This is a genomic window from Pseudomonas sp. CROZ-RG-20F-R04-15, assembly GCF_022662375.1.
Taxonomy (GTDB): Bacteria; Pseudomonadota; Gammaproteobacteria; order Pseudomonadales; family Pseudomonadaceae; genus Aquipseudomonas.
On sequence record NZ_JAKNQL010000018.1, the window covers coordinates 40,942 to 66,437 of the forward strand.

Sequence of the window (25,496 nt, forward strand, 5' to 3'; positions counted from 1 at the left end):
GCACGGAGAAATGCACACTGTTAGTTTGCTAACTATCAATATCGCACTGGAGGGGAATTTCAGTCAAGTTTTGAAACAAATTACCTTTTCAGGGTTAGCCTACCGAATCGAAGTCACCCGCTATCTGCTCAATGAAATCGAAAACCTCCTCCGGCACGCTGAACTGAAACTGCTTACGTCGATGCTTTGAAACTTTGTTACCGTTGTCCAGACACATCATTACCAGTTTCGAGAGGTCGCTCCCCCGTACGTCAAAACGTCCATTCACCTCTTTGATGACGTAGTCGTATTTTTCGAGAAACTCGGTCTCCTCGCGCAGCTCCACTTCCAATGCTCGCAAGGCCATTTGCAAAGTAAATTCTGCACATTGAGTCCCGTCCCAGAATCGATAGATTGAGTCGTGCCCAATAAAATCGAAAGCCATCTGATCAGCGTCCAGCCAAGTGACATTCCAGAACTCTCTTGCTGGTTTCGAGAACTCCTTTAATGCTTCGAGATAGCCAGACTCTTCGTGTTTCATCGCTACGGAAACCGGTAACAACAAACCATTTTTTAGAGCGCCAGAGTGGCAAAGCGTCTGGTGAATCAGGAAACGTGAAAGTCGACCATTGCCATCCATGAACGGGTGAAGAAAGACAAACCCGAAAGCCACAACCGCTGCAGCTATCAACGGATCAACCTGCTTGGCTGAGTGATTGGCAAAACTCATCAACTCGTCCATCAACTCCCTGCACAATTGCGGTGGAGGCGGGACATAGCTGACGCCAGCTGCGCCTCTCAAGCCGTTGTGTAAATGGTTCTGTTCATGACGGAAAAGCACAGCTTTATCGAAAGGATTGGAAACCGTACTGTTCTGCAACTCGACCAAATAGTCTTCGCTCAACTCTGTTCGCTCATGAGCTTGGCGGAGAAGCCGAACAAAACGGCGCGACTTTTCTTCATTGGGCTCTTCTTTCTCAATGGCGAAAGAATCGCGGGTCTCATGCAGATAGGCCCAATTGATTGCCCGATCCATCATTTCCGGCGGCAACGTCGCCATAAAAGCCTGGGCTCGACCAAGGATGTCCAGATCAAGCAGCGCCTGCAGCTCCGTCGTACGCTCGACTGTGGCGCAGTAACGCATTGACCCCAACCCGTTAAAATCTACCCGCCAACGACTATTTCGAATTGCAGGCCCGGTGACATAACGCTTGGGATCAAACAAAGCGACAACGTTGCCCCGAACCGGTACTGAATATTCCAGCTGTTTGCCCGTGAAACTTTCCCAAAGAAAACAGGCCTTGCGGATAAATACCCCGTTAGGTGATCGGCTCAACTCACCTAGCAACTCGTCCGCTTCAACGGTTTCAAGCGCCTGAGCAAGAATGCACAGGTTTATTCCCTCATGCTTCAGAGCAAACAAAATGTGCTCAAGTGTCGAACCCTGTTCCGGCGCGACGCCGTTTGGAACCGCTAGACACTCACCGATCAAGGTAATCCGGGTAACCGGTTTGATCATCGCAATACGCTTGGGGGCAAATGCATTAAGCTTCAGCGCATCACGCAGGTGGGCATAACCAACAGTTGGCATCGTCATCGTCCACATAAAAAATTCACTGCGACGATTAAAGCCCAGTTTTTTTTACATCGCGCATGTTTTTTTTACATTTCAGCCTTTTCCTACAATTTTTTTTACACACTCCTGCCCTTACGCAACAACACATCCAACTGATCCACCACCTCCGCCCAGTCGGCGTCATCCAGAATCTCGTCCCGTAAAAACTGCGACTGACTCTTCGACCAGAAAAACGCGTCAGCCAAATGCAGCTCGGGTTTGAGCGGGGAATGGGTGGCGATGAATTTGTCGATGTCGACCGGGTCGTCGGAAAGGCCGAGTTGTTTGAACAGGGATGGGAGGCTGTGGGTTGGACTTTCCATTGATCAACTCCTTCAAAAATGGGCTGTGTGGAAAATTATTCGCGAGCAGGCTCGCTCCCACAGGGAAATGCGATCAACCTGTGGGAGCGAGCCTGCTCGCGAAGGTGTCAGTGCCGGCGCCACAAAACCTAATCGCTCAACTCCCGCACCTCGGCATGCGGCACCATTTTCAGAAACACCGGCATGCTCATATGCAGCAGATAATTGTGGTTGCCCGCCTCCAGATAAATATCCTTCTGCCGCGTCAGCAACGGGTCGATGACCATGTCCAGGCCATAGGAGTCGCCCAGCGGCGGCACCGCGCCGCGTTCGCAGTCGTCAAAGATGTGCGCCAGATTGCTTTCGCGGGTCAGTTGCCATTCGCCGCTGAGGCGCACCTTGCTCAGGTCAAGGTGACGGCTGGCCGGCAGCACGGCCATCAGATAGTGCCCGTGGTGGTCGTCGAGGATGATCGATTTGGCCACCCGCTCGGCGGGCACCCCGGCGACCCGTGCGGTTTCCAGGCTGCTGGACGAGTGTCGGTGGGCGACGATGTCGTATTCGCAGTGCGCCCGGTTCAGGCTGCTCTGCACCTTTTTTTGCCATGCGCATGATGCACCTCGGTGTTTCGCTGAACGGTGGTTGCCGTGCGTTTGAGTCTAGTTCGGCAGGCCGTCGATGCAGGGAAATCCGCTCACTGGACACATCCTCACACTGATCAAAATTCAACCAGCGAAACCCTCAACTAGACTGTAAGAACCAGACATGACGCTCGCGGAGGGTCACGTGAACAGCCGATGTTGTGCGTTTGCCTTGCTCCTGCTGATCAGCGGCTCAGCCCTCGCCGCCGACAGCCCGTTGCCGCCCATGAGTCCGGCCGGTCTGTGGCTGATCACCCTGGGGATCGTGTTCCTGATCGCCGAAGCCGCGCTGCCCAATTACGGCGTCATTGGTTTGGGCGGGATCATCATGTTTGTCATCGGCGCGCTGATTCTGAGCAACGCCGAGTTGCCGGTGCCGATGATGATCGGTCTCGGCCTGATCAGCGCCCTGCTGTTGATCGCGCTGCTGATCCGCGCCCTGAAAACCCGACCGCGCCACACCGTCAGTGGCGATGCCGGCCTGCTCGGCAGTGTCACCGCGATCACCACGGTGCAACCGGGCGATGCGCGCAACGGCTGGGTGCAACTGCAAGGTGAGCGCTGGCAAGTGCTCAGCGCCACCCCACTGCAAACCGGGCAATCGGTGCGCGTGGTCGGGCGCAAGGGATTGTTGCTGCAAGTGGCCGCGACTGACGCGGCGCCGCTCGGAGAGTGATCATGGGTCTGCAAATCGGTTTTGTTGCGCTGCTGTTGTTGGTGATTGCCCTCGCCGGTTCGACGTTCCGCATCCTGCGCGAATACGAGCGCGGCGTGGTGTTCCAACTCGGACGTTTCTGGCAGGTAAAAGGACCGGGCCTGATCCTGCTGATTCCGGTGGTCCAGCAAATGGTTCGGGTCGACCTGCGCACGGTGGTGCTCGATGTTCCGCCGCAGGATGTGATCACCCGCGACAACGTGTCGGTGAAGGTCAACGCCGTGCTGTATTTCCGCGTGCTCGATCCGCAGAAGGCGATTATTCAGGTTGAGGATTATCTTTCCGCTACCAGCCAGTTAGCCCAGACCACTTTGCGTGCAGTGCTCGGCAAACACGAACTGGATGAACTGCTGGCTGAACGCGAGCAGTTGAACATCGACATTCAGCAAGTGCTCGATGCGCAGACCGATGCTTGGGGGATCAAGGTCGCCAACGTCGAGATCAAGCATGTCGATCTCAACGAATCGATGGTCCGGGCCATTGCCAAACAGGCTGAAGCCGAGCGCGAGCGACGGGCCAAGGTGATTCACGCCGAAGGCGAACTGCAGGCCTCGGAAAAACTCATGCAAGCAGCGGAAATGCTCGGACGTCAGCCCGGGGCGATGCAGTTGCGCTATATGCAGACCTTGAGTTCGATTGCCGGGGACAAGAGTTCGACAATTGTCTTTCCGTTGCCGATTGAATTGCTCAAGGGCATGGCGGATTTGTCCGGCAAGTCATGAAGCAAATCCTGTGGCGCGCAGACGAAGTTTTTCCAACGCCTCGTAGGGCGCTCGGGTGTAATTCTGTACGTGCATTCGCAACATTGCTGAAGCTTCGCGGCGTTTGTCGTCGCCATCGGCAGTGAACGCTTGCGAGGGCTGTTTCGCATGCTGCGCGGTCGCGGCAAAGACCTGCTTGCACTGTTCATCGTTCAAGCGGAAAAACCGGGCCAACCGCCCCGCCATCGCCTCGGGCAACTCGCTGTAACTCACCGGAAAACCACCCGAGTCACGGCAATGCATCACCCCCGCCGCCAACAATCGCCCCAAGCGTCGGGCGATGAATTCTTCGCGCCCTTCGAACGGTAAACCGTCCTCCAGCACACACTCGCCGAGCATCCCCGGCACCATGTGCATCCCCGGCCGGCGCAGATGAGAAACGGCAATTTCCAAAGGATCGCGATAGAGAAACAGCCACGGCGTATCTGCGAAACAGTCCTGCAGCAGCGGCCATTCGCCGATGTTCCAGGCGTCGAGTTTGATCACCAGGCGCTTTTCCACACCGCGTCGGCGCTGCCCATAGGCCGAGAGCAACCCGACGATGGCGGCCCGGCGTTCGCCGGCGGGTAAATCACTGCGTAACAAGGCGTCCAGCGGCGGTGGCTCGGACACGACTATGTGATCGTCGAGTCGGGCGAGCATCTGGCTGATCAGCGTCGAACCGCAACGCGAGGCGTGCAGCACAAATGCACTCGGTGCAAGCCCAGGGCTCTGCGTTTGCCATTCACTCAACGCTGCCAAAGACGTCTGGCGCCGAAACGCCTGATTGAACGGCAGCCGTAATGCATCCTCGACCGCATCGCGAAAGAACGGCTGATGCAGCGCCTTGTCGCCGAACCAGCACCAATCCACCTGCCACTGCCCGTCAACCGGCCAGACACGAATCGGCAACCAGCCGTCGAAATTCAACCGCTCCATTGTTCGTTCCATTGTCGACGGCCGTCGCGCATCGCCGCACGCAATTCCTCGTAAGAAAACGACAAACCACGCTCGGCGCCCAATTCCAGCGCTCGACTGATGAAGACGTCTGGATCGTGCAGCGTACGCAAGGCCAGAGACAGCGAAGCATCTTCAGCCACCAGCCTCTGAAAGCGCTGCAACGGCGTGTCGGCCAAACCGGGCTCAGGGGTACTGTGCAATCCGTCGCTGATCATCTGCTCAAGCCAGACACCGGGGCGGCAATCGAGTACCAGATGAACCCGCGCCGATGTATCGCGGTTATCCACACGATGTTGACGAGCGAGATCAAGAAACCAGCATTCGCCGGCCTGCATGGGCATGCGCTGCCCGTCGAGCCAGAAATCGACGTTCGGCGGACTGAGCAACGGAATGTGCAAACGCCGATCGGCCTGCGGGCCATCAAGGTCGTAATCGCGATGCGGGTGAATTCGTCCACCCGGCCCAAGGCGCAGCAACCGCGCACTGACGATGTGCAGAGAAAGATGCTGCAGCGCTTTTTGCCAGCGCTCATCGCACAGCCAAGGGCCACGCTGCACTGGCTCACCGCGCCCGGGAGACAGCTCGGTCAGCGCATCGACCGCCGAAATGAGCGCCACACCGCTCCAGTCGCCGGAAAAATAATCTGTATTGAAATGGCTGCGCCAGGCGTCGTCGGCAATCGCTGCCAGTGCCTGCAGCAGCAAGGGCAAATCCACCGTTACCGGCAGTCGCGAATACGCCGGGGAACTCATGCCTTGGGCAACACCGAACACTCGCCGAGCCAGGTCAGCAGACGATCGAGACAGTCGTCGACCGACTGCACGCCAGTGTCGAGCACCAATGACGGCTGCGCCGGTGGCTCATACGGCGCGCAAACTCCGGTAAAACCGGGCAGGTCGCCGCGTCGGGCGCGGGCGTAATGCCCTTTCGGATCACGCTGCTCGCACACCGCCAGTGACGCGCTGCACCAGACCTCGCGATAATCGTCACCCAAGCGCTGTGCAAACACATCACGCAGCTCGGCCAACGGCGCAATCATCGCCAGAATCACGATCTGCCCGTTGTCCACCAGCAGCGCCGCGAGTTCGCTGGCGCGGCGAATGTTTTCCTGGCGATCGGCATCGCTGAAGCCCAAATCCTGGTTGAGCCCGGTCCGCAAACTGTCGCCATCGAGCACCACATTTTGCCGGCCACTCGCGAACAGGGTGGCCTGCAGCGCTTGCGCCAATGTCGATTTGCCTGCCGCCGGTAAACCGGTCAGCAGAATCGCCGCCCCCCGATGACCATTGCGGGCTTCGCGTTGCGTGCGGCTGATGCTGGCGCTGGGCGCCAGTACATTACTGCGTTGGGGCATGCGCCACCACCGGCGCCGAGATATCCCCCGCCGCCCACGCCGACTCGCGATTGGCCAGCGCGGTGGCGATCGACTGCACTTCGGTCGACTGCACCTGATCCGGCAACGGATCGAGGCCGGCACTAGCGAAGATCTGGCCATAAGCATTGCGCAGATCGGCGTACGACAGATCGCGGCGCAAGTCCGCTTGCAGGTTGTTCAACTCGCCCTGAATCAGTTCCAGCTCACCGATCCCTGCTGCCTGATGACGGTTGCGCAACTGGCCGACGATTTGTCCGTCGATGTCTGACAGTTGCTGATTAGTCTTGAACTGCCGCAACGCTTCTTGGTAGTTGGCGTTGGCCACATAGAGCTGAGCCAGCACCGCAATCGACATCGCCTGACGCCGCGCCGTGGCGACTTCTTCGCCGGCCTTTGCGACGTTGATTGCAGCGGGTGCGGAGATCACGTTGAACAGGTTCCAGGTGATTTTCACGCCGTAATCGGCCCAGCCCTGTTCGACGAGAAACGAGTTGCTGTCGTAATGCCCGCCAGCCGAGAACTCCAGACCCGGCAGCAAACGCAGCATGGCCTTGCGGGTTTCGGCGGCGCTGATGCGCGTCTGGTAATCCTGCTCGCGCAGTTCCGGGCGGCTGGTCAGCGCTTCTTGTTCGAGTTTGGCCAGACCGACCTTGAGCTCGGGAATCTGGTAACCGTCATCGGTGGCCAGCGTCAGGTTGGTGCCCAGCGGCAGGTTGATCAGTGTCGCCAGTTCGGTTTTCGCCAGTGACAAGGCGCGACGCTGCTCTTCCAGTTGGCGGGTCGCTTCGATCAGCGAACGCTGATAACCGAGCGATTGCACCGGATCGCCAATGCGTTGATCGCTCAAGGTCTGGCTGTTGTCGCGGGCGGTCTGCACCCGTGCCATCAGGCTGTCGATCTGCTTGAGCAGACGTTCGGCGGCCATCGCTCGCCAGTAAGCCGAGCGCACGTCCTGAACGATGGTGTTGATCACTTTGCGGCGCCGTTCCTGAACGATAAGACGCTGGTCGCCCTGCTGCTTGGCGCTGATGTAGCTGACGCCGAAGTCGAGGACGTTCCAGACCATCGTCAGGTCGGCGACGTCGCGGTCGCGGTCCTGCGAGGTCGACGGTTCCAGAGACTGGGTGCCGGTGCGTACGCTCTGGCTGCTGGAGGCGTTGACGTTGTTACGCCCGACGTAGCCGGCGTCCAGCGCCATGCGCGGCAGCATGTCGAAACTGGCGAGGTCGAGCTGCCGCTTGGCCAGCGCTTCCTCCATGATTTTCAAGCGGCCTTCGAGGTTGTACTTCACGGCGCGGGCCATGGCCTGGTGCAGGGTCAACGGCCCGCGCAGCGGTTCCTGATCCTTGTACATGCTTTGCAGGTCGGTCTTGGCGCGCTGTTCACTAACGCTGCGTTCAATCGGTTCACTGGTCACTGCACATCCGCTGATCGCCAGCGCCAGCAGGCTGGCGCCGAACAACTTCTGACTTTTCTTCATCCCTGGATTGCCCCTAGGTCCCGCACAGTGTTGAGTAATGGTTGGTTCAGGCCGATATTTCGCTGATACCGACCTGTTGCAGTGCTGCCGCCAGGTTGTCGACCCGGTGTTGTTCGTTGTCTTTGAGTTCTTGCAGTTGCTGCCCCAGTGTCGGCGCGCCAAACACGCCGCGCAGGCCTTGAGAAACGTCGTCAGCCTTGAGTGACTGGCTGCCGAACGCGTTCAACGAATCGCGATCGGCAGCGCTGTCCTGATTGAACAGGCTCGACAGCGTGCTCGTACCGAATACGCCACCATCACCACCGCCGAAGCCGAGGAAGCCGTGCCCGGATCCATCACCGCCGCTGTCGCTGCTGCTGAACACCTGCGCGATGAAGCTCGGGCTGAGGGCACCGTGGTTCATGAAGATATCGCCCAACGGACGGATGCCATTGCCGATCACCCGTTGCTCGAACAGCGGCGCAAAGGTCAGCGGTGAGCCGAGATCGCCGGTCGGCGCGGTGAAGATGATCGGTTGCAGCGGCAAGCTCGGTGGCGGTAGTGGCACCACCGGGTCGCTGCTGCGAATCAAAGGATCGGGAATGACCACACTGGTTGGCGCAGTGGGCGGCGTCGGTGGAACGACTGGCGGCACCGTGTTGATCGCGTAGTTGTTCGAACTGCTGACGCCGCTGCCGCTGTTGCCTGACAGATCGCTGACCCCGGCACTGTTGACGCTGATGGCATTACTGGCGCTGTTGACGTTGGCATTCGGCGTCAGGGTCGCGGTCCAGGTTTTGCCGCCATCGCTACTGCTCAGGTTGGACAAGCTGCCATTACCGACATTGATGTCCGCCAGATCAAACCCACTGACCGCCTCATTGAAGGTGATGGTCACTGGCGAAGTCTGGCCGAGGCCGAGGTTCGGATTGGCAATCACCACCGTCGCCGTTGGCCGTTCGCTGTCGAGCGCATAGTTGTTCGACACCGCCACCGTGCTGCCGACGTTACCGGCCAGGTCAGTGACGTTGCTGGTGTCCAGCGCGATGAAGTTGCTCGGATCGCTGACGTTGGCGGTCGGCGTGAAGGTCGCGGTCCAGGTCTTGCCGCCATCGCTGCTGCTGAGGTTGCTCAGATCACCGTTGGTCACGCTGAGGTCGGACAAGTCGAAATTGCTCACCGCCTCGCTGAAGGTGAAGGTCACTGTGGTGGTCTGGCCGATACCCAAGTGCGGATTGGCGACCACGATGTCCACGGTTGGCCGGGTCGCATCCAGCGCGTAATTGTTGGAAATGGCGATGCTGGCGCCCGGGTTGCCGGCCAGATCCTGCACCCCGGCAGTGTCGACGATGATCAGGTTGGTGGTGTCATTGACGTTCGCCGCCGGCGTCAGCGTGGCGGTCCAGGTGATGCCGCCATCGCTACTGCTCAGGTTCGCCAGTGTGCCGTTGGCGACGCTGATGTCCGACAGATCGAAACCGCTGACAGCCTCGCTGAAGGTGATCGTCACCGTGGTGGTTTCACCGATGCCCAGGCGATTGTCGGCGACCACAATGGTCGCGGTCGGCAACGCCGTGTCGATGGCGAAATTGTTCGAATCGGTGGTGCCGACGCCGCTGTTGCCGGAGGCGTTGGTGACGCCGCTGTTGTCGAGGGTGATCAGGTTGCTGGTATCGGTGATGTTGGCGGTCGGCGTGAACGTCGCGGTCCAGGTGATGCCGCCGTCGCTGGAGGCCACATTGCTCAGGGTGCCGTTGGCGATGGTCAGGTCAGCGTTGCTGAAACCGCTGACCGCTTCACTGAAGGTGATGGTCACCGTCGAATTTTCACCGGCCTTGAGCGCGGTATCCGCAACGACGATGGTCGCGGTCGGCACTTCGGTCTGCACCGCATAGTTGGCCGAGTTGGTGATGCCGGTGCCGGCATTGCCCGCCAGATCGCTGATGCCAGCGTTGTTCAGCACAATCAGGTTGGTGGCATCGCTGACGCCAATGGTCGGCGTGAACGTCGCGGTCCAGGTGATGCCGCCGTCGCTCGACGAGACGTTGCTGAGTGTGCCGTTAGCGACGCTCAGGTCAGAGTTATCGAAGCCGCTGACCGCCTCACTGAAGGTGATCGTGACGAGCGCGGTTTCACCCGGGCGCAGATCGGTGTCACTGATGACGATGGTGGCGGTCGGACGCTGGCTGTCGATGACATAGTTGGCCGAGTCGGTGGTACCGCTGCCGGTGTTGCCCGCGATGTCAGTGATGCCGGTGTTGTCCAGGGTGATGATGTTGCTGGTGTCGGTGATGCCCGCCGACGGCGTAAACGTCGCCGTGTAGGTGATGTTGTCCGACGTGCTCAGCCCGGAAAGCGTGCCGTTGGCCACGGTCAGATCAGCCAGAGTCAAACCGCTCACGGCCTCGCTGAAGGTGATGGTCACGGTGGTGGTCTGACCGACGCCCAACGCCGAATCGGCGAGTGCAATGGTGGCGGTCGGGCGCTGAGTGTCGATGGCGTAGTTGTTCGAGTTGGTGGTGCCATTGCCAGCGTTGCCGGAAGCGTTTTGCACACCACTGTTGTCGAGGGTAACCAGGTTGGTAGCGTCGGTGATGTTGCTGGTCGGGGTGAAGGTCGCCGTCCAGGTAATGCCGCCGTCGCTGCTGCTCACTGCGCTGAGCGTGCCGTTGGCAATCGTCAGGTCGGCGTTGTTGAAACCGCTCACGGCTTCGCTGAAGGTGATAGTCACAAGCGACGTTTCGCCGACGGTCAGGCTGTTGTCCGCGACGACGATGGTGGCGGTGGGCGCCACGGTGTTAATGGTGAAGTTGCCGGAGTTGGTCGTGCCCGTACCGGCGTTCCCGGCAAGGTCAGCGATCCCGGTGTTGGCCAGGGTGATGACGTTGGTGCTGTCGTTGATCGCCACGTTCGGCGTGAACGTCGCCGTCCAGGTGATGCCGCCGTCGGCGCTACTGACCGCCGTGAGCGTGCCGTTGGGGACGGTCAGGTCGGCGTTGGTGAAACCGCTGACCGCTTCGCTGAAGGTAATGGTCACCAGCGAGGTTTCACCGGCGCTCAGAGCAGGATCGGCGATGACGATGGTCGCGGTCGGACGCTGGGTGTCGATGCTGTAATTGTTCGAATCGGTGGTGCCGCTGCCAGCGTTGCCAGCCAGGTCGGCAACGCCAGTGTTGTCCAGCGTCACCAGGTTGGTGGCGTCGGTGATATTCGCGCTCGGTGTGAACGTTGCCGTCCAGGTGATGCCGCCGTCCGCGCTGCTGACCGCCGTCAGGGTGCCGTTGGCGATGGTCAGGTCGGCGTTGGTGAAACCGCTCACCGCTTCGCTGAAGGTGATGGTCACCAGCGAGGTATCGCCAATTTTCAAAGTGTTTTGCGCGAACACCACGGTGGCGGTCGGCCGCACGGTGTCGACCGCGTAATTGTTGGAATCGGTGGTGCCGACGCCGGTGTTGCCCGCCAGATCCGCGACCCCGGTGTTATTCAGGGTTATCAGGTTGGTAGCGTCAGTGATGCTGCTGGTCGGCGTGAACGTCGCCGTCCAGGTGATGCCGCCATCCGCGCTGCTGACTGCGCTCAGCGTACCGTTGGCAATGCTCAGATCGGCGTTGGTAAAGCCGCTGACCGCTTCGCTGAAAGTGATGGTCACCAGCGAGGTTTCACCGATTTTCAGCGCGTTGTCGGCGACCACGATGGTCGCCGTCGGCCGTAGCGTATCGATCGCATAGTTGTTGGAATCGGTAGTGCCGGTACCGGTGTTGCCGGCCAGATCCGTAACCCCGGTGTTGTTCAGGGTGATCAGGTTGGTCGCGTCGGTGGTGCTGCTGTTCGGCGTAAAGGTTGCCGTCCAGGTGATGCCGCCGTCGCTGCTGCTCAGTCCGCTCAAGGTGCCGTTGGCCACCGTCAGGTCGGCGGCGGTGAAGCCGCTCACCGCTTCGCTGAAGGTGATGGTCACCAAAGAGGTTTCGCCTGCCGCGAGATTGGTGTCGGCAACGACAATGGTCGCTGTCGGTCGCACGGTGTCGACCACATAATTGGCCGAATCGGTGGTGCCGCTGCCGGCGTTGCCGGCCAGATCCGCCACCCCGGTGTTGTCCAGGGTAATCAGGTTGGTGGCATCGGTAATGCTCGCGTTCGGGGTGAACGTCGCCGTCCAGGTGATGCCGCCGTCGGCGCTGCTGACGTTGGTCAGCGTACCGTTGGCAATGGTCAGGTCGGCGTTGGTGAAACCGCTCACTGCCTCGCTGAACGTGATGGTCACCAGCGAGGTGTCGCCGATTTTCAGGGCAGTGTCTGCCATCACGATGGTTGCGGTCGGTCGCTGAGTATCGATGACGTAATTGTTGGAGTTGGTAGTGCCGACGCCTGCCACGCTGTCGGACACAGCCGTCACCCCGGTGTTATCGAGGGTGATGAGGTTGGTGGTGTCAGTGATGTTGTTGGTCGGCGTAAACGTCGCTGTCCAGGTGATACCGCCGTCGGCGCTGGACACATTGGTCAGCGTGCCGTTGGCAATGGTCAGGTCAGCGTTGGTAAAACCGTTGACGGCGCGGCTGAAGGTGATGGTCACCAGCGAGGTTTCGCCGATTTTCAGCGCGGTGTCGGCGACCACGATGGTGGCAGTCGGCGGTTCCACGTAAGCAGTATTGAGGGTGCCGCCGTTGTTGTAGATCCCCACCAGTGCGCTCGGCGTCGTGCCGGTCGAACCACCGTTGGAAAGACCACCGCCACCGCTGGCGGCGCCGTTGCCGCTGATCGCGGCGAAGTTGCTCGCGGTGATCAGCACCACACCGCCGTTGTTCCAGATCGCCCCGACGCCGCGACCGCCGGCACCGCCATCGGCACCGTTGCTGCCGACCCCACCGCCACCACCACCGCCGCCGCCGGCAGCAATGTTGTTGCTGATGACCGAGGTGCCGATGACTTTCAGGGTGCCGCTCGCAGCGTTGTAGATACCGCCGGCTGCATTGCCGCCGACGCCGCCGACTTTGTCCCAGCCGGAACCACCGCCGCCGCCACCAATGGACAGCGTGCCGTTGCTCGCCGAACCACCATTGCCGCCATGACTGTAACCGGCACCGGCGCTGCCACCGTTGCCGCCTACGCCACCGGTGCTGGTACCGCCACGGCCACCCATGTCGGTCGGGCTGTAACCGCCGCCATAGCCGCCGGCATTGGCACCGCCCGCCCCCCCGGCATAGGTGCCGGTAGCTGGGCCGGACGAACCGCCATGACCACCGGTCTGGCCACCGATACCCGCACCGCCGCCACCGCCGCCGCCGACATAACCGCCGGTCACACCCCCGCCACCACCACCGCCGGAAGCGGCGTTCGCGGTCACGGTGACGTTGTTCAGGGTAAGAATGCCGGCGTTGAAAATGCCGCCGCCCATGGCGCCCGCCGCCGCCGAGCCGCCATTACCACCGTTGCCGGCGACCAGACCTTTGGTGATCACCAGGCCGTCGAGGGTCACGGTGCTGCCGGAGGTGACTTCCACCACACGGGTTTTGTACTGACCATCAAGGGTCACGTCAGCCACGCCGTCGTTGTTCAGGTCGCCATCGACGGTGATGTTCTTGTTGATCAGCAGCTCGGAAGTAAGCTGCACGGTCATGCCGGAACTGAACGTGACGATGTCGCCGTTCTGCGCCGAGGCCAGCGCCGCGCGCAGCGAGCCGACGCCCGAGTTGAGGTTGTTGGTCGCGGTCCAGGTGGCCAGGCCCCACTGGTACTCGCTCATGGCTTTGCTCGACAGCACGTTGGCGCTTTCGATAGTGCCGGTGGCGATCTCCAGATCCCAGTCGCCACCTACGCCTGTACGGTTGTTCGAAGCGGCCACATCACGCCCGGTCAACTGCGCCAGCGAGTCGACGAAACTCAAGCCGCGATCACCTTCGGCGGTGTAGCAGCCGTAAATCAGGATATCGCCGCCAGCGTTCATGTCCTTGCCGATTTCAGCGAGAACCGCGCTGCGTTGAGCGACGTTGTCCGCCGACAGATAACTGTTGCCCAGCCACAAATCACCGGCATTGCCGTGGGCAATGATCTGTACCGAGCTGACGCCGTGATGTTGATCGAGGAAGTCGGCGATCTGCTGCAAACCATCCTTGCTGGCGTCGAGTTTCACCACTTGCGTGCCGGGAGCAATCCCTTGCAGCAGACTGTCGGCATCCTTCACCCGCGAATCGACGAACACCACACTCTGACCGGGCACCGCGACCGGGCTGGCCGCCGGCGTGGCATCAGCCTGGCCGTGGGTGTCCTTGCTCGCTACGGGATGGTCAGCCACCGGCGCCTTGGCCGCCTCGGCCGCGGTGGGCGCATGGCTGTCGGCTTGCGCAGCGGTATCGGCCACGGTGGCAGCCACCGCGCCGTCGAACAGCATGCGCGGCTCCAGCGACATGATCATCGGCGCGGCCAGCGAGCGCTGACCTGCGGTTGCCCGAGACTTGACCTTTGCACCGCCAAAAATGCTCCACCACATGTTGCTCACCCGAACTCGAACGAAGGTACGTAAGGCATCAATGGAAAAACGCCGCGATCAACTGATCGCGGCGTCGGACTTCATACGAATGACATTGGCGGCGCTGGCTGAGCCATCGAGCCAAAAGGACAAATCAGCGTATTGCTTGAACAGGTCGGGCGGCAGAATGGTGCGCCGTGACTGCAAGGCCACTTTCGGTTTGACCTTGTGCAGGCCAGCCAGGCCAAGGCCCTGGTCGAACTCCGGCGCGTCATAGGCCAGATGCTCGAAATCGTGCTCGAACCAAGGCTCGCCAATGAACTCGTAGACCAGCCGCAGCACGCGCTCCGGCGCCTGGGTCAGCAAATCGTAATCGATGATCAGCAATGAGTCGGCTTGCTCGCCGTAATAGGCTTCCTTGAGCGCGGCCCAGGCAAAACCCACCAGGCGATTGCGCTGAGCCAGGGTTTCGCAACGGCTGTACACCGTGTTGCGCTCGACCGCATCGCCAAAAAGTTTGGTGTTTTCAAAAGGATTGGCGCGGTATAGCCGTTCGAGGCTGTCCATCACCCAGGCGACGTTGCGCACGCAGGCTATGACTTTAGCCTGGGGAAACAGGTCGTTGAGTGCCGGCAGACGTGAACTCCACTGCCGATTGGTGTCGAACACCACCGGTTTGTCAGCCTTGTCGGCATAGAAGGATTCGAACAGACCGCGTAACAGGCGACGGCGCATGTCGGTGTCGATCACCGCACCATACTCGCTGCCGGCGCTGCATTGTTCGAGGACACTGGCGAACAGCGATCCGACCGGGCTGGTCATGCCGGCATGAAAGCGCGGGTTCTGCAAAAGAATTGCAGAAAGCAGGGTGGAGCCTGAACGCGGCAAGCCGGAGATAAAGTGGAACTGCTGCAATCCCTTCACCCTGATCTAAAGTCCCTTTGTCCGACAAAGCGTAGTCCAACAACCACCCTGCGACTAGTAGTGTTTTGATATCAATTCAGAGCAAAAGTGACTAACCGGTTAACTTTTAATCGCGAATTTGAAGGTGAATCGTTTTAGTCTCAACAGCCGCTATTGCGCTGCGGATTTCGGCGTGATCAAGCGTGCTTGCGCCCCGCCCGCATGGACTTGCGCGCTGATCTGCCAGGTGGCGGGCATCGGTGCAAACTCTGCCGGGTCATCCTGGGTGCCGACCAGCCATATCCGCGCATTGCCAGAAACCTCGGCAAGGCTGTCGAGGTAGACATCGTCGCTGACCAGCGTCCCGAAACCATATTGGTTCGGCCGCGTCGAGCGGCCGTCCGCAGCGGGCGGCGTGTACAGCCGCACCTGTGCGCCGGTGCGATCGTAGTAGACGTAACTCAAGTACCAGAGCATGTCGCTGGTGATGATGCGATCACCGGGCTGGAAATGCTGATTGACGTAGTTCACCACGTGATCGAACTGATCACTGCTGTCGACCGCGGCGTTGTTGTTCAGGCCAACCATTTCCACCCCGAGCAATACCACCAGCACCGCCAACGCGAGGACCCGCACGCGGCTGTACAAGCGGTCGATGGCCAGCGCCGCCAGCAGCGGCAAACCCAGGGCGTAGGCGGTCAGATAGCGCTCGATGAATATCGGCGTGATGAACGACACCGCAAACACCAGCAACAGCGGTAAGCCGGTGTACAACGCCAACAGGACACTGCCGCGCGACACGCTGCGATCACGAGTGACCGCCACCGCCGTCAGCAGCAGCAATGCCAGCGGCAACGCGCCGAACACCAGCAACGGCAGGTGTTCGCCGTCATCCTGGATCAACCATGTCCAGATCATCGACGGCAACGACGCCAGCGTCACCGGGTCTTCCCAGCCGACATCGCCACCGACCTTGAGTTGTTCCATGTGTTGCGTCAGATCGAGCAGGTTGGGCAACCACGGCAGGTACAACGCCGCGATGGCCAGGTTCGCCAGCCACCAGCCCGGGCGCTGGATGTGCCGCAAGCGATAGCCGCGCTGAAACCGAATCACAGCCAGATAAATCCAGTGACACAGCGCCGCCAGCACGGCGAAGTAATGGGTGTAGAGGGCCGCCGTCATCAACAGCGCATAAATCACCAGATACCGATGACGCTGCGGTCGGCGGATCCAGTAGACCAGCGCCAGCGTCGCGGCGATCAGCAGCAGGCCGAGCAGCGAATACATGCGCACTTCCTGGCTGTAGCGCACCGCTGTCGGCAATAACGCCAACAGCAGCCCGGCGAGGATCGCCGCGCGGCGCGTGGCCAAGCGATCCACCAGCCAGATGCCCATGCCGACCGCAGCGACACCGGCCAGAGCGCTAAGGCAACGGATGGCAAAAATGCCGTCGCCGAACAGTTCGATCCAGCCATGCAGCAGCATGAAGTACAGCGGCGGATGCACATCGAACGCCGCGTGATGCCAGATATCGGCCAACGAATAGCGCGCCAGCAGCAGGCTGGAACCTTCATCGCCCCAGATCGCCGCAGCGGTCAGGTCGTAAAAGCGTACGGCGCCAGCCAACAACAGAATCGGCAGCAGCCAGTGTTCCCTGGCCCAGCGGATCAAACGCAAGCGGGCAAACCACGAACCCGGCAGCGCGTGCGGATCCTGTGTGTCGCCCACCGGTGTCACTCTGTTGAACGCCATTGCTGCCTCTTGCCGTGCCACGACACCACGCCTGTATGAGCCCGAACCTGCCAGTCACTCTAGGTCAGGCGCAGGAGAGTCGTCGATGCCGATTTGCGACTTCACGACATCCGGCAAGCTTGCCAATCCGCGTCTACGCTCTGGCGTGGCGTGACCTGGCCACGGAGTGCCAAGGCAATAGCAACCGCCTGAACCCACTAGCGGCCCGCCGACAACCAATCAGAAGGATAAGGACTTTATGGACGTTTACATGGGCACTGTTCTGACGTTTGCCTTCAACTATGCGCCCAGCGGCTGGGCCTTGTGCAACGGTCAGATCATTGGAATCAGTCAGAACCAGGCGCTGTTTGCATTGCTCGGCACCACTTACGGCGGCAACGGCACCGTCAACTTCGGCCTGCCCAACCTGCAGAGCCGCATGCCGATCTGCCAAGGCAACGGCGCGGGTCTGACGCCGCGGGTCATGGGAGAAATCTCCGGCGCCGAGCAAGTCACGGCCACCCTCAACAATCTTCCGAACCACACCCACACCCTCGCCGGCCTCACCGCCACCACCACCGTGCAACTGGCCAACCCGGCGAGCAATCCGGCCGGCGCGCCGACGGCGACCAACGCCTACATTGGTGCGTCGGGCACCGGGCCGGGTCTGGCGAATATCTTTTCCGACGCGCAGGGCGCATCCCCCGTGCCGCTCAAAGGCGCTGCCACCACCATCAGCGGGACGATCAGCCCCACCGGCAACGGCCTGCCGATGCCGGTGATGAACCCGTATCTGGTGCTCAACTTCAGCATCGCGTTGAACGGCATCTTCCCATCGCGTAACTGACCGACCGCCGGGGGAGCCACCTCCCCCGGTTTCCAACCTTGGCGGAGCGAGAACATGCTGCAATCGGTTCAAAGCCAACACTTCCAGGCATTGCTGGGGCGGATCGGCACCCTGCATTTGCCCGATGGCACTGAGTTACCTATCCACATCGACGAACTGGCGGAAAAGCCTCTGGCGCAAATGCGCTACAGCGAGCGCATGCCCTTCAGCGTCGAACTGAGCAGTCTGCAACCGACGGAATTCGTCGATGGACTCTGTGCATTTGAATTGCCGGAACTGGGGCGGGTCGACGACATCTTCGTATCACGGGTCCCCCCCATGGGCCGGGACCCGAAGTTGGCTTACTTCCACATCACCTTTAACTGACACGACATTTTCCCTGTAGGCCTTCGCCTGCAGGGTTCGGTGCGGATTCAAGCGGGATACCAGACCAGGCGCTCCGCCGCCGGGTTGCGTTCTTCAACCGCAAACCCGAGCGCGAGGTAGTGCCGTCGCGCATGGGGATTGCTGGTCCAGACCACCGTCGCCACCGGGCAACGAATCTGCTGCGCGGCTTTCTGTACGCCTTGCAGCACCGCCCGCCCAAAACCCTGGCCACGTGCCTGCGGAATGAACGCCAGATACAACACGCGAATCTCGTTGGTGCCGAAATCGGTGCTCAACGCGCCGATGGCGGTGCCGAGTTTTTCCACCACGTAGTGCATGGCGTTGGGGTAGTTGTCGCCCATGCCCTGCTCCTGCACCTGGAACTGCTGGGCGACCAGTTGCTGCACCTGTTCCTGCTCGCCGTCGACCCATTGCAGGTCCGGCCGCGCCGTCTGATACAGGCCCTGCAAAAACGGCCCGTCACTTGCCCGCGAAGGCCGCACCACTAATCCTTCTGCCGCCACTGCTGCGTTGTCCGCCATCGTGCTCTCCGTTAGAAACCGCTTTCCCTGACCCCCAGCGCCGCCATTCGGCGCCATGCCACACCGAGCAACGATTCGCCGCTGCCCTGCAAAATCACAACACCGCGCAACGGTTGCGGTGGTGTCGACGTATCGTCCAGTACGCTGAGCCGCGCGCCGTATTGCGCCTGCACCGGCTCTGCCCGCTGCTGTTGATCGCGGCGCACGGCAATCGGCCCGTGGTGATCGGAGGTCAGCGCCTCCTGATCGACGTAGGCCACGCCATTGGTGTCGATTTCATTCAACTGCACGGCGAGCGCCGGGTGCATCGGGTCATCGGCGATGAAGCGGCCGCTGGCGCCGGGTTTGACTCGCCACAATTCGGCTTCGGCGAGATAACCGCGCAGGCGCGCGCCGTCCTCGACCACTCGGGCCAGCGCATCGCGGGTCGACAGCCAGCGCCCGACCGTCATGTTCGGCAGCAGATCACGCACGCTGCCGGCCTGCGGTGCGCGCAGCAAAAGGCGCTCGCGTTGCGCCGTCAGCCCACGGTATTCGGCGACCGCTTCTGCCAGCCGCTGCTCGACAATGCCGGCGTCGGCAGCGGTTTCGCTGCGACTGGCCTGGCGGCGCATCAACAACTGCTGAATCTGGATTTCCCGACGCACGATCGCCAGTCGCGATTCGAGGTCCGGTGATTCCAGTTCAATCAGCACATCGCCCTGAGCGACTTTCTGCCCGTCCGTCACGTTCACCGCTTTGACCCGCGCCGCCGCCGGTGCATGCAGAGCACTGGTGCGCCCGGCTTCGAGCATCGTCGGCAACTCCACCGAACTGCGCCACGGCACGATCAGCACCAGCAACAACCCGAGCAGCGCCAACCCACTGAGCAACACGCGCGGGCCGTGCGCCTGTTCGCGGCGGCTCCACCACTGGCGCCACTCACGCATGATCGGCAGAAAAATGAACCAGACCAGTTCCACCAGCATCAGGAAGATCCCCAACACCTTGAAGAACAGGTGATAGACCGCCAGTGCGATCCCGAAAAACAACGCCGCACGCCACAACCATGAGCCATACCCCCAGATCAGCAAACGCCGTTGCATCTTCGGCGACCACGGCTCCGGCGCCGGTGCGCCATAGCCAAACAAAAACTCGCGCAGGCGCCAGCGACACAGAGCAAATGCGCGGCCCTGCAAGTTGTCGACTTCCCAGAAATCGCTGATCAGAAAATAACCATCAAAGCGCATGAACGGATTGAGGTTGACCACCAGCGTGGTGATCCACGTGGCGCTGGCGAGCATGAACGCCGCCGTGCGTCCCGGGCCGTCCGGCAGCAACGACCATGCGAGTAGCGCAATACACGCCAACAGCAATTCCGCGAGCACACCGCCGGCACCGATCAGCAATCGCGCACGGCGATCATTGACCCGCCAGGCATCACTGACATCGGTATAAAACATCGGCAGCAAAACCATGAACGCCACGCCCATGCTCTGCACCCGACACCCCGCGCGCTTGGCCATGAACGCGTGGCCAAACTCGTGACAGAGCTTGGCAAAGAACAGCGCCACGCCAAACGCCAACGCGCCACCGAGGCTGAACAAATGCGGAAAGGTGCCGACAAAGCGCTGCCAGTCGCGCGAGACCAGAAACACGCCCAACGCCAAGGTCGCCGGCAAACCGTAGCGCAGCAGGCGCGGGCCGAAGCGCTCCAGCCACGGCCACGCGCGATTGAGAAATGCGTCCGGGCGCCACAGCGGTATGCGAAAGAACAGATATTGATGCAGGAGGATTTGCCACAGGCTTTGCTTTTGCGCCAAGGCCTTGAGTCGATAACTGGCGCGCTGTTGATCGTCCAGCGCGCTGATCAAATCGTGGCCACGGAGGAACTCCAGCAGTTGCTCAAGCTCCGTACCGTCCAGCGGCAAGCCCGGCTCACGGTTGGCCGCGTGCAAGACTTGTTCGGCGTCGCCCAGCGACCAGTGGCGCAGCAGGCGCATCGCCGCGCTGCCGAGTTTGAAATAACGCCCGCGCACCGGATCGGCCAGGGTCCAGCGCGGCGAACCGTCCAGGGCCGGCGCCGCGGGCGACAATTGCAGGTCGGCACGCAGGCTCGGCAGATTCATCTAGAGGCCCACGCTCTGGCGCAAACCGGCCAGTGGCCGGCGCAACAAGTACAACGCCAACGGAGCGCGGTCGCCGAAGATTTTCGCCGTGCCGCGCAGGCCGATGCGTGGCGGCGCCTCGGTAAAATTGGCGTCGAGCCGATAGGCCAGTTGACCGCCCGCCGTCGGCTGCGCCTCGTACGCCGAACGCTCCAGCGTGGCGAGATGGCGTTTCAGCGGATCGCTGTCGAGAAACAACGCTACTTCGGCACCAGGCTCCAACGAGATCGCATCGCCCACCGCCAGTTCGATACGCAGTTCGGCCTGGTTCGGGTCGGCGATATCCATCAGGCGCTCGCCGGTCTGTACCGGTTTGCCGGTCAAACGCTCGGCGTCGGCGAACACTGCAATGCCGTCACGCTCGGCGCGCACTTCGCTACGTTTGAGCAGCTCGCGGGCGTAGTCACGTTCGGCGCGTTTCTGCTCAACACGGGCGGCGAGCAAATCGACTTTTGCGCTCGATTCGGCATCGGCGAACGAGCGCTGGGAATTGGATTTCAGCTCAGCTTCGGCCACCCCCAGCGCGCGCTCAGCGACATCGGCCTGCGCCTTGAGCGTGGTGCTTTCGAAGCGCACCAGCACATCGCCGGTTTTCACCGTTTGATTGGGTTTGACCAGAAACTCGGCGATCACCCCGTCCAGCGGCGCCGCTACCACGCGCCCGCCCAGTGGCACCACTTCGGCTGGGGCCAGCACCGATTGACGCACCGGGATCAACAGCCCCAGTAATAGCACCGCGACCAGTGCCACCTGACGTTTACGAGTCCAGCGCAGCCGCCACGGTTTGCGCGGTTGCAGCGCCAGCCAGGCGTGGCTGTAGGTATCGCCCAATTGCGACAGCAAAACTTGTTCGGAAGGGTTCCACGGCACATCGCGGGCCAGCCACAAACCGCCAAATACCTGCGCATCGCGATCAACCAGCGGCAACCAGAACACTTGCGTGGCGGACAGGCTGCGCCAGTCAGCCTGGATCGATTCGCTGAGCAACTGCGGCGCAATCACTCGCGCCTGCTTCAGCACATCCTGCTTGAACAACTGCGCCACGGCCTGTTCGACAAACGCCACGAACGGCGCATTCGGCTCGACCGCACTGACGCCGGTCACGGCTTGCACCTTGCCGGCAATCAACAACGCCGCATGACGAAAACCGAACAGCGCCTGGCCGTCGTTGACCAGGCTGTAGGCCAGTTGCGCGGCGTCACGGGCCGCGCGGGTCTGGCGTTCCAGGTCAAGAAATCGCGCGAACACCTGCTCGGCGCCGCCGCTCACCGGGGCGTTCACTTAAGCTCCGGGAAACGCGCGGTGCCGCTCATGCCGGCGAGCAAGCCTTTGGCTTCAGGGAGTGTTGCTACTAGCAACAGGGTCTGACTGCCCTCATCGATGCGCGCGCCGAGGCGTTTCACCGTGGCATCGATCGGCTGACCGGTTTCATCGGGAACGAAGCTGAACGTCTGGCCGGGCTTGAGTCTGGCCATCCAGCGCGACGGCACCAGCAAATGAATTTCCAGAGTGCGGTTATCCACCACATCGAGCAGCGGCGCGCCGGCCGGCACGCTTTCATAGCGCTGCACCTTGCGCTCGACCACTTGCCCGTCGAACGGCGCGATCACGCTGCAGCGTTTGACCTGCACTTGATACACCTGGGATTGCGCCTGGGTTTCGCTGACCTTGGCCTCGGCCCGCGCCACTTCGAAGCGCCCGACAGAATTGAGCGCGGCCAATTGCTTGTTGTGCGCCAGCTCCTCACCAGCACCACGGCTGGCCGCTTGTGCGGCATTGAGCTGTGCTTGATAAGCAGAGCAATCGAACTTCGCCAGCGTATCGCCCTTCTTGAACGACTCGCCCTCGCTGAACGGCAACTCGACAATCCGCCCGGAAAGCTCACTGGCCAGCGTCGCCTGATCGCGCGCCCGCAACACCCCCCGCGCCTCACTGCTCGCAGTGGCCGCTCCCGACGCCGGATTATCCAGCAGCGGATCGTCTGGCCCGGGCGTTTGCGCCTGAACTGCACACGTTATTAAGGTCAATCCGATAACCCAACCGCGAAAACGCTGCATAACCGCTACTCCCTGACGGATGTGCGGAGTCTACGACAGCGGGGGTTAGCGTCAAGCGAAAGGCCATCACTCTTCGGAAATGTAATGTTTCAAAAGAGAAAGCCGCTCTATGACCGTTTAAAAGACGTAGGCAAATTCCGGCGTCCTACGCGAGTTGGGGATACTACTGATTGCTCACTGCGAAAACGGCGATAGACAGACTACCTATGCAATAGGCGCGGAGCGAATTTACCTCTCTCTGCAACAACCTCTAATACACAAGCCCTTAAATGGCTTGACCATGGCGGATACCAGCAACCAAAACTGACAAGCCGGTGCTGGAGATAAACCAGCGGAGTGAGCGTGCAATTATTTGGTGGTTGACCTGCATGACGCGCTCAATCTAGGATTGCCTTACTCAACCCCGTACGTAGCGATTCAGTTCGCTGGCAGTTGGGGTGAAGAAACCGGCTTAGGCCGGTTTTTTCGTTTCTGAGGAATGATTTGTGCGAACTGCTTTCTTTGTCGATGGCTACAACTTGTTTTATGGGCTGCTCGCTGGCACCCCCTATAAATGGCTCAATCTTGAAGGATTGCTTGTCCATGTGGCATACATCGAAAACCCGCAAAACGCCGTTGTCTCGATTGACTATTTCACCTCCTCAATCAAACCCGAGCTCGCGACATTGGGCCGAATTTCAAAAGAGGCACAAGACACTTATATAAGGGCACTGCGCACGACCAATGTCAGGGTGCATTTTGGTCGACATCACCTTGAACAAGCTAAAGCGCCTCGATTCATCGACAAAAACACCAAGGCCTCACGTCAAGACAAGGTCGACATCTGGAAGCTTGAAGAAAAGGAAACCGACGTTCATATAGCGATCAGCATGTACCGCACCGCCTGCCAGCAGATGATGTTCGCGACGCAAGAGCGTGTCGAACAACTCGTACTGGTGTCGAGTGACACTGATATCACTCCCGCATTGAGAGCAATACGGACAGATTTTCCTCATCTAACCGTTGGCGTGATTCTTCCGCACAGGGCAGGTTTGAACCGGCCCACTCCAGGTTCTCTGAAAGATCACTCTCATTGGTTGCGGCGCGTAATCACTGCGGATGAATTGCTCCTCCATCAGTTTCCTGACCGAGTAGCCACTCACAAAAAACCAGCGATCAAACCGGATTATTGGTAGGTACTTGCGCCGGATACACCGACTCCCACCCCCCGCCCAACGCCTTGTACAACCCGACCATCGCCAACGAAACGCCGGTCGAACTCTCCACCCACTGCTCCTGCGTCGCCAGCAGCGCGCCTTGCACGGTGAGCACGTTGACGAAATCGACCACGCCTTCGACGTATTGCTGTTGCGCAGTGCGCAAGGCGATCTGGTTCTGACGTACGGCTTCGGCGAGGCTGTCGCGGCGGCGCTGGCTGGCGTTGTAAGCGATCAGTTGATCGTCGATCTCATGCCAGGCGCGCAGCACGGTTTGCTGGTAGCCGATCGCCGCTTCCTGTTGTTGCGCTTCACGCAGTTGCAGCATCCCTCTCAGGCGTCCGCCGTCGAACAGCGGCAGGCTGAATTGCGGGCCGATGCCGAAAGCGCGTGAGCCCCACGAGCCGAAGTCGCTGAGTTGCATGGCTTGCGAGCCGAGGTTGCCGGACAGGGTAATGCGCGGATAGAAATCGCCTTTGGCCACGCCGATGTTGGCGGTGGCGGCGTGCAAGCGCGCTTCGGCCTGCCGGATGTCCGGGCGGCGTTCGGCCAGTTGCGACGGCAGGCCGATAGCGACTTGCAGCGGCGACTGCGGCACGGCTGCGTCTGTGGATAACTCTTTGGCCAATGCCTGTGGCGGTTCGCCCATCAGCAGGCTGATCGCGTTGATCAGTCGCGATTGACGTTGTTCCAGCGCCGGTAAGCGCGACTCGATGGCCGCGACTTGCGCAGCGGCTTCAGCGACATCGAGATCCGTCGCCACCCCGTCGGCCAGTCGTAGTTGCGAGAGTTTCAGGCTGTGTCGCGCAACGTCGAGGTTCTGCTCGGTGACGGCGCGGGTGTTCTGCACGCCGCGCAGCTGGATGTAGTTTTGCGCCGTATCCGCAAGCACGGCCAGCAACACACCACGACGATCGTTTTCGGCGACTTCGAGGCTGGCATCGGCGGCTTCGGTTTCGCGGCGTACGCGGCCCCAGAAATCCAGTTCCCACGAGGCGGAGAAACCGGCGTCCCACAGGTTGAAAGCGGAATCGCCGTTATGCCCGGACGGATCGCTCAGGCCTTTGCCGCTGTTGCGTTCGCGCGAGTAACTGCCGGTGGCCGCAGTGTTTGGATAGCGGTCAGCGGTGATGACCTGGCGGGCGGCGCGGCTCTGTTGCAGACGGCTGCTGGCCAGTTGCAGGTCGAGGTTACTGCGCACAGCGCGCTGGGTCAGCGCTGACAGTTGCGCGTCGTGGAAGACTTCCCACCAGCGTTCGTTCAGGGGTTCGCTGACGGCTTGGCTGGGGGCGGACTTGGCAGGCTTTGCCCAGTCGGCGATTTGTGTGGCTTCGGGCTTGTGGAAGTCTGGGCCTACCGTGCAAGCGGTGAGGTTCACTGCGAGCAAGGCGCTCAAACTGATTTGCTGCCACAGGCCTCTTCGCGAGCAGGCTCGCTCCCACATGTTGGAATGCATTC

Annotated in this window: 20 protein-coding genes; 5 read left to right on the plus strand and 15 right to left on the minus strand. The window is 60.9% G+C overall.

Annotated elements, in window-relative coordinates; all coding sequences use genetic code 11:
* Nucleotides 1-94: 94 nt before the first annotated feature.
* The 3 genes from L8H52_RS22270 to L8H52_RS22280 form a co-directional block, all read right to left on the minus strand.
* Nucleotides 95-1,585, minus strand: coding sequence for a Fic family protein (locus L8H52_RS22270; RefSeq protein WP_242208776.1), 1,491 nt, complete (start codon nt 1,583-1,585; stop codon nt 95-97).
* 86 nt (nt 1,586-1,671) lie between these two features.
* Nucleotides 1,672-1,917, minus strand: coding sequence for a DUF2789 domain-containing protein (locus tag L8H52_RS22275; protein ID WP_242208775.1), 246 nt, complete (start codon nt 1,915-1,917; stop codon nt 1,672-1,674).
* A gap of 128 nt (nt 1,918-2,045) precedes the next feature.
* Nucleotides 2,046-2,489 (minus strand): YbaK/EbsC family protein, encoded by a 444-nt coding sequence (locus L8H52_RS22280; protein ID WP_242208774.1) that lies wholly within the window; start codon nt 2,487-2,489, stop codon nt 2,046-2,048.
* Nucleotides 2,490-2,682: 193 nt separating this feature from the next.
* On the opposite strand from L8H52_RS22280, the gene L8H52_RS22285 reads away from it, so the two are divergent.
* Both L8H52_RS22285 and L8H52_RS22290 read left to right on the plus strand, forming a co-directional pair.
* Nucleotides 2,683-3,213 (plus strand): NfeD family protein, encoded by a 531-nt coding sequence (locus L8H52_RS22285; protein WP_242208773.1) that lies wholly within the window; start codon nt 2,683-2,685, stop codon nt 3,211-3,213.
* Between the two features lie 2 nt (nt 3,214-3,215).
* Complete coding sequence (locus tag L8H52_RS22290) at nt 3,216-3,974, plus strand: slipin family protein (RefSeq protein ID WP_007917711.1); 759 nt, start codon at nt 3,216-3,218, stop codon at nt 3,972-3,974.
* Here the strand turns inward: L8H52_RS22290 and L8H52_RS22295 are convergent.
* The 7 genes from L8H52_RS22295 to L8H52_RS22325 form a co-directional block, all read right to left on the minus strand.
* On the minus strand, nt 3,969-4,931 hold the full coding sequence (locus L8H52_RS22295) for a sulfotransferase family protein (RefSeq protein WP_242208772.1): 963 nt from the start codon (nt 4,929-4,931) through the stop codon (nt 3,969-3,971). The two genes, L8H52_RS22290 and L8H52_RS22295, sit on opposite strands and share 6 nt — an antisense overlap.
* A complete protein-coding gene (locus tag L8H52_RS22300; RefSeq protein ID WP_242208771.1) occupies nt 4,919-5,704 on the minus strand; it encodes an aspartyl/asparaginyl beta-hydroxylase domain-containing protein in 786 nt (261 codons plus the stop codon). The genes L8H52_RS22295 and L8H52_RS22300 overlap by 13 nt, the downstream gene beginning before the upstream one ends.
* Nucleotides 5,701-6,306, minus strand: a complete 606-nt coding sequence (gene cysC / locus L8H52_RS22305) for an adenylyl-sulfate kinase (protein WP_242208770.1) — start codon at nt 6,304-6,306, stop codon at nt 5,701-5,703. Before cysC ends, L8H52_RS22300 begins: the two co-directional genes overlap by 4 nt.
* Entirely contained in the window at nt 6,290-7,807 is a 1,518-nt protein-coding gene (locus tag L8H52_RS22310) for a TolC family protein (RefSeq protein WP_242208769.1), read from the minus strand. Before L8H52_RS22310 ends, cysC begins: the two co-directional genes overlap by 17 nt.
* 46 nt (nt 7,808-7,853) lie before the next feature.
* Complete coding sequence (locus L8H52_RS22315; protein ID WP_242208768.1) at nt 7,854-14,270, minus strand: Ig-like domain-containing protein; 6,417 nt, start codon at nt 14,268-14,270, stop codon at nt 7,854-7,856.
* Nucleotides 14,271-14,327: 57 nt separating this feature from the next.
* Complete coding sequence (locus tag L8H52_RS22320) at nt 14,328-15,173, minus strand: sulfotransferase (protein ID WP_242208767.1); 846 nt, start codon at nt 15,171-15,173, stop codon at nt 14,328-14,330.
* Between the two features lie 150 nt (nt 15,174-15,323).
* The gene (locus L8H52_RS22325; protein WP_242208766.1) at nt 15,324-16,904 is read right to left on the minus strand and encodes a glycosyltransferase family 39 protein; all 1,581 of its coding nucleotides are present in this window, start codon (nt 16,902-16,904) and stop codon (nt 15,324-15,326) included.
* Nucleotides 16,905-17,142: 238 nt separating this feature from the next.
* Between L8H52_RS22325 and L8H52_RS22330 the strand changes: the two genes are divergently transcribed.
* Complete coding sequence (locus tag L8H52_RS22330) at nt 17,143-17,730, plus strand: tail fiber protein (RefSeq protein WP_242208765.1); 588 nt, start codon at nt 17,143-17,145, stop codon at nt 17,728-17,730.
* Between the two features lie 54 nt (nt 17,731-17,784).
* Nucleotides 17,785-18,096, plus strand: coding sequence for a hypothetical protein (locus L8H52_RS22335; RefSeq protein WP_242208764.1), 312 nt, complete (start codon nt 17,785-17,787; stop codon nt 18,094-18,096).
* A gap of 47 nt (nt 18,097-18,143) precedes the next feature.
* Here the strand turns inward: L8H52_RS22335 and L8H52_RS22340 are convergent, their stop codons facing one another.
* The 4 genes from L8H52_RS22340 to L8H52_RS22355 are packed head-to-tail and all read right to left on the minus strand — an operon-like array spanning nt 18,144 to nt 22,842.
* Nucleotides 18,144-18,638, minus strand: a complete 495-nt coding sequence (locus tag L8H52_RS22340; RefSeq protein WP_242208763.1) for a GNAT family N-acetyltransferase — start codon at nt 18,636-18,638, stop codon at nt 18,144-18,146.
* An 11-nt stretch (nt 18,639-18,649) separates the two neighbouring features.
* Nucleotides 18,650-20,746 (minus strand): biotin/lipoyl-binding protein, encoded by a 2,097-nt coding sequence (locus L8H52_RS22345; RefSeq protein ID WP_242208762.1) that lies wholly within the window; start codon nt 20,744-20,746, stop codon nt 18,650-18,652.
* Complete coding sequence (locus tag L8H52_RS22350) at nt 20,747-22,066, minus strand: HlyD family efflux transporter periplasmic adaptor subunit (protein ID WP_242208761.1); 1,320 nt, start codon at nt 22,064-22,066, stop codon at nt 20,747-20,749.
* A complete protein-coding gene (locus L8H52_RS22355) occupies nt 22,063-22,842 on the minus strand; it encodes an efflux RND transporter periplasmic adaptor subunit (protein ID WP_194935321.1) in 780 nt (259 codons plus the stop codon). Before L8H52_RS22355 ends, L8H52_RS22350 begins: the two co-directional genes overlap by 4 nt.
* A gap of 485 nt (nt 22,843-23,327) precedes the next feature.
* Between L8H52_RS22355 and L8H52_RS22360 the strand changes: the two genes are divergently transcribed.
* On the plus strand, nt 23,328-24,017 hold the full coding sequence (locus L8H52_RS22360; protein WP_242208760.1) for an NYN domain-containing protein: 690 nt from the start codon (nt 23,328-23,330) through the stop codon (nt 24,015-24,017).
* On the opposite strand, the gene L8H52_RS22365 is transcribed toward L8H52_RS22360, so the two are convergent.
* Nucleotides 23,998-25,494 carry an efflux transporter outer membrane subunit gene (locus L8H52_RS22365; protein WP_347340759.1) on the minus strand — a complete coding sequence of 499 codons (1,497 nt, stop codon included), beginning with the start codon at nt 25,492-25,494 and terminating at the stop codon, nt 23,998-24,000. The two genes, L8H52_RS22360 and L8H52_RS22365, sit on opposite strands and share 20 nt — an antisense overlap.
* Between the last annotated feature and the right edge of the window lie 2 nt (nt 25,495-25,496).

Coding starts and splice junctions, on each gene's coding strand:
- L8H52_RS22290 (WP_007917711.1), top strand. CDS start 3,216: ATGGGTCTGCAAATCGGTTTTGTTGCGCTGCTGTTGTTGGTGATTGCC.
- L8H52_RS22270 (WP_242208776.1), bottom strand. CDS start 1,585: ATGTGGACGATGACGATGCCAACTGTTGGTTATGCCCACCTGCGTGAT.
- L8H52_RS22355 (WP_194935321.1), bottom strand. CDS start 22,842: ATGCAGCGTTTTCGCGGTTGGGTTATCGGATTGACCTTAATAACGTGT.
- L8H52_RS22330 (WP_242208765.1), top strand. CDS start 17,143: ATGGACGTTTACATGGGCACTGTTCTGACGTTTGCCTTCAACTATGCG.
- L8H52_RS22365 (WP_347340759.1), bottom strand. CDS start 25,494: ATGCATTCCAACATGTGGGAGCGAGCCTGCTCGCGAAGAGGCCTGTGG.
- L8H52_RS22325 (WP_242208766.1), bottom strand. CDS start 16,904: ATGGCGTTCAACAGAGTGACACCGGTGGGCGACACACAGGATCCGCAC.
- L8H52_RS22345 (WP_242208762.1), bottom strand. CDS start 20,746: ATGAATCTGCCGAGCCTGCGTGCCGACCTGCAATTGTCGCCCGCGGCG.
- L8H52_RS22275 (WP_242208775.1), bottom strand. CDS start 1,917: ATGGAAAGTCCAACCCACAGCCTCCCATCCCTGTTCAAACAACTCGGC.
- L8H52_RS22340 (WP_242208763.1), bottom strand. CDS start 18,638: ATGGCGGACAACGCAGCAGTGGCGGCAGAAGGATTAGTGGTGCGGCCT.
- L8H52_RS22300 (WP_242208771.1), bottom strand. CDS start 5,704: ATGAGTTCCCCGGCGTATTCGCGACTGCCGGTAACGGTGGATTTGCCC.
- L8H52_RS22310 (WP_242208769.1), bottom strand. CDS start 7,807: ATGAAGAAAAGTCAGAAGTTGTTCGGCGCCAGCCTGCTGGCGCTGGCG.
- L8H52_RS22335 (WP_242208764.1), top strand. CDS start 17,785: ATGCTGCAATCGGTTCAAAGCCAACACTTCCAGGCATTGCTGGGGCGG.
- L8H52_RS22315 (WP_242208768.1), bottom strand. CDS start 14,270: ATGTGGTGGAGCATTTTTGGCGGTGCAAAGGTCAAGTCTCGGGCAACC.
- cysC (WP_242208770.1), bottom strand. CDS start 6,306: ATGCCCCAACGCAGTAATGTACTGGCGCCCAGCGCCAGCATCAGCCGC.
- L8H52_RS22295 (WP_242208772.1), bottom strand. CDS start 4,931: ATGGAGCGGTTGAATTTCGACGGCTGGTTGCCGATTCGTGTCTGGCCG.